Here is a 4,384-nt window from a genome sequence, read left to right as displayed (position 1 = left end):
TTTTTGGGACGGCCTAGAAGCTCGGAACGAAAAGAAGCTCGATTCCTTATACGATTTTGGAAATTACATAACCGTTGGATCGTTCGACGCAGCCAAAGACCTTTATCAAGGCATGGAAGACAGAGCCAATGTCGCGATGAATTCCCCCTATGACTTTGTCAATTATGTAAGTATGGGAACACTCGACCTAGGAAACGGAGCAATAAATCCGGAGGAAAGCTTTTCAAAAGAGCATTGGTTGAGTAGTATAGGTTTAGCTAGTATTATCGCAGGTGGAGCAAAGCCGATTGTTCCTAAACCGAAAACACCTAGTTTACAAGATCGAAATCTGGTTCTTGAGAAGACAGTAAATAAAGCTCATGAGCTAACGATGAAAACAAAAGCTGATGTGAATTTAAAGACTACAAATTTGAAAAATCCTGACACAATTATAACTTTAAAACCTTAGGGGATATTTATTATCCTCTAAGGTTTTATTATTGATAGGTGCCACTGAAAAATTATCAAGTACATCAATCAAAATTTAATATTGAGGTTATGTCAGTCAGCTATTCATAAGATTCATGAATAGCTTTTTAAATTGATGAAGGAAGCAAAAAAGAAGTGTACCTTTTCTCTTCAGAAGCCTACAAAGTGACAATGATCCTTTCAATTCAAAAAGAAGTGTGTTCAGAAAAGGACGAGTTTTGGAACATAGATGGCAGATATACAGTCTAAAAATATACGTTGTGAATCTCAATATAAAAATCCCAATTTTAATAATGGGCAATTGAGATTTTTCGTTACTCCATTAAATTCCCTTTATCTTCAATAAGTAATCCTGTGTTTACACACTTAACTCTCCCTAATAACTATTATTTAAGACTTCATAAGCAATATAAAACATAGGGTGATTCCTATTAGGAATCAATTATCGTTTAATTAATCATTAGATTGAACTTCATCTGACATGATAATCTGAATGTATCAACTTTGGGGAGATGGTATAAATGACTGATTGGAATGCAACACTTTATGATAACAAGCACAAGTTTGTTTCAAATTTTGGTGAAGATCTTGTTTCCTTCCTAAATCCACAAAAGGGAGAACGTATTTTAGATGTTGGTTGTGGTACAGGGGATTTAGCTCATACTATTTCAAAAAGTGGCGCTACTGTTACTGGCATTGATGCTGCACAGTCTATGATTGAAGCTGCAAAAGAGAAGTACCCTGATATCCACTTTAGCGTACAAGATGGCGAGCAGTTTTCTTTTGATCCTCAATTTCATGTAGTGTTTTCAAATGCTGCCATTCACTGGATGAAAAACCAACAGAAGGTTGTTCAAAATTGTTATGATGTTCTTCTTCCTAGTGGTCGTTTCGTCGCTGAATTAGGTGGAGCAAATAATATTCAATCTATTGTAGATGCCATAGAGGAAGCATCCGATCGTCTATCAATTCTGTACGATGCCACTTTATTTCCATGGGTATTTCCAACAAAAGAGGAAATGAAAGAGCATCTTATCAACGCCGGTTTTAATGTAACAACAATCGAGCATTATGAACGACCAACACCTTTAGTTGGAGAAGATGGTATTCGTAATTGGCTTGAAATGTTCAGTAACAATATGTTCAAAAATCTTACGAATGATGAAAAAGAAGCAATCTATAGCGAATGTGAACGTATTTTACGTCCTCAACTTTATAAAGAAAATGGTTGGGTTGCTGATTATTGGCGCCTTCGTTTCATTGCACAAAAACCTTAAGAAAAGCGCAAGCGCCTCGTTCAGCTCCGACTAGCATAAGACGATTTGGAATAGAAGGTGTTCTTTACCTTCAATTCCGGATTGGCTTATGACTCGAGGAGCTAGGTGCTGGAGCTAGACACCAACACTAAGTATTAAAACTTATACTTTCTTACTCTATAATAAATAGAAGCTTAGATACTCCATACATCTAAGCTGCTTTTCATTTTTTATATATAGTGATACATGCTTGTATAAATCGGTCAAATAAAGGATGGATGTATTTAGTATGAATGAATGTCGCAGAAAAAATGTCATCATCTATTTGGGGAATTTGCGCAAAAAGCTCTCCTTTTTCTACTTCTGTTTGGACAACACTTTTGGGTAAGAATGCAATACCCATCCCCTGTTTAATAAAAGTTTTAATTACTTCTGTTTGGTTCAGCCTTTCTATTTGGCAATCCCTTGGCAAATGACGTTCAATTTGCTCCCAATAAGGAGAAAATGCATGTGTATATATCGGAAATTTCTTTATTAATAATTGAAAATCCTCTGCATCGAATGGTTGAGGACCTACAATCATAACAGGTTCATTTGCAATCATCGTTGTTAGTAGCTCTCTAGTAGAAGGAACTTTCGATAGCCCGATATCAATTTGTTGTCGGAAAACAGCCTCACCAATCTCATTTGATGGTAAGATGTCAATTTGAATGATCACATCTGGTTGAAGCTGTTTAAAATGCTGAATGATAAAAGGAAGCGTAGAATTTGCAATTTGAGGGGCTACTCCTAAAGAAACTTTTTGAGAATATCCAGCTTGAAATGCTTTCATTTCCTGAACTATTTGCTCTTCAAATTTTACTAACCGAATTGCTCGTGGTAAAAAATAATGGCCATTTGCATTTAAAGTAACTCGTTTTTGAACCCGATCAAACAATTGGATATTCAATACTTTTTCAAGTTTTTGAATTTGTTTTGTAACAGCTGATTGTGTCATCATCAATTCTTCTGCAACTTCTCGAAAGTTTTCTTTCTTCGCTGCTAATAGGAATGTTTTTAGTAATTCTATTTCCACATCTTTTTCCACCTTTTATAATTAGCAATCTGATTCAGATTAGATTATTTAATATACCTTGATTATTGAATAGACTAATTTCATGATCCTACTCGTCAGTTGAATATTCAAACTCTCAATATTCTTAAATTAATTGTACAGTATATATTAAAGCCAACACTAATAAAAACCTTTAGTATAGACTTCCGTTTTTACACAACTTTATTATCTTTTAAACAACTTTATTGTCAATCCACAAAGTTAAACGCAGAGTTGATAAAAGAGAAGATTCATAAAAGGAGGCTAGGCACCTGTCTGTCAAATTAAGAACGTCCGATCATGTATTTTTATGTTACTTGGAATTAAAGGAGAGGAAAGTATGTCCTGTGCTGATTTCGACGATATTAAAACAATTTGTATAGAATTGTGCGAAGAAACAGAAGAACGAGACGTTGATATCTCTTATGATGAATTGATGACCTTGCTCTACGATATTGCTTAAATATCAAATTTCTTTTTGTACTCGTTTCTATAAGCCTCATAAATCCCCAGTTGTGTCAACAAAATAAGGGCACCTAACTTCTTATAATTACCTATAAACGGCATTAAGTGAACTAAATAAATTAGACTTCCCTGCTTGCGTCCTTAAGGGAAGTTTTTTTATCATTTTAGGCGATTCATCTCCCACCTCAAGGAATGGGAAGGGCAAAGCCCAATGAGTAACTGGGAGATGAATCACCTTCTGACAAGAGAAGCCACCCTGTCACTAGGCCTATCTAAACTTCAATTTCCTTTTGAAACCATTTTGTAACACAAATACCAATATATTGAAACTCTCCTGTTATATTAAATTGTTAATCTAGGATTACAGTTTAATACAAGGGAGACTGATCAAATGAAAAAAATGCTCATTACGATTGTGACTGCAACATTTCTGATATTTGGTTTTTCCGAAGTTTCATTGGCTGCTAATACATATCAAGTAAAACAGGGAGATTCATTGTGGAAAATCGCTAACATACATAACATATCAGTTAATCAGCTTAAAACTTGGAATAATTTGGGGAGTGATTTAATTAAACCAAATCAAGTGTTAAAGGTACAGAACACAACAAGTACAGTTAAACAGGCTTCAACTACAAAGACAGCTTCTTCTCAAACGATCACAGTAAAGGCTACAGCATTCACGGCGAATTGCGAAGGATGCAGTGGCATTACAGCAACCGGGATAAATTTAAAGAAAAACCCTTCTGCTAAAGTCATTGCAGTAGATCCGAAGGTCATCCCACTTGGCACAAAGGTTCACGTAGAAGGTTACGGTGAAGCAATTGCTGGTGATAAAGGAGGCGCTATTAAAGGAAATAAAATTGATGTATTCATTTCATCAAAACAAAAAGCTATTAATTGGGGCGTAAAGACAGTAGAAGTAAAAGTTTACAAGTAAATATAAAGTGAGACTTCCATCAGTGGGGGGGCTTTATCCCCCACTGATGGTTAGCGAGACTTATCATGCTCAGGAACGCCACATCCTGTGGCTTCGCCTGACTTGGACGTCAATCGTTCGTCGGATCTTTACGGGCAGTTATCTCCCACTTATCTTCTTTGC

The 4,384-nt window shown here is 35.6% G+C and carries 4 protein-coding genes and 1 pseudogene; 4 read left to right on the top strand and 1 reads right to left on the bottom strand.

Features of this window, described 5'->3' with window-relative positions:
• Both K9V48_RS27220 and K9V48_RS27215 read left to right on the top strand, forming a co-directional pair.
• A pseudogene (locus K9V48_RS27220) lies at positions 1–448 on the top strand (hypothetical protein); the annotation flags it as partial.
• Between the two features lie 541 nt (positions 449–989).
• Entirely contained in the window at positions 990–1,745 is a 756-nt protein-coding gene (locus tag K9V48_RS27215; protein ID WP_224142200.1) for a class I SAM-dependent methyltransferase, read from the top strand.
• Between the two features lie 202 nt (positions 1,746–1,947).
• Here K9V48_RS27215 and K9V48_RS27210 read toward each other — a convergent pair whose 3' ends face one another.
• A complete protein-coding gene (locus K9V48_RS27210) occupies positions 1,948–2,799 on the bottom strand; it encodes a LysR family transcriptional regulator (RefSeq protein WP_224142199.1) in 852 nt (283 codons plus the stop codon).
• A gap of 358 nt (positions 2,800–3,157) precedes the next feature.
• Between K9V48_RS27210 and K9V48_RS29230 the strand changes: the two genes are divergently transcribed.
• Positions 3,158–3,280: a hypothetical protein gene (locus K9V48_RS29230; RefSeq protein ID WP_263432971.1), complete on the top strand. Its 123-nt coding sequence runs from the start codon at positions 3,158–3,160 to the stop codon at positions 3,278–3,280.
• 393 nt (positions 3,281–3,673) lie between these two features.
• A complete protein-coding gene (locus tag K9V48_RS27205) occupies positions 3,674–4,222 on the top strand; it encodes a 3D domain-containing protein (RefSeq protein WP_224142198.1) in 549 nt (182 codons plus the stop codon).
• Positions 4,223–4,384: the final 162 nt, after the last annotated feature.

The organism is Metabacillus rhizolycopersici (assembly GCF_020075705.1).
This window is presented reverse-complemented; position numbering and strand designations above follow the sequence as displayed.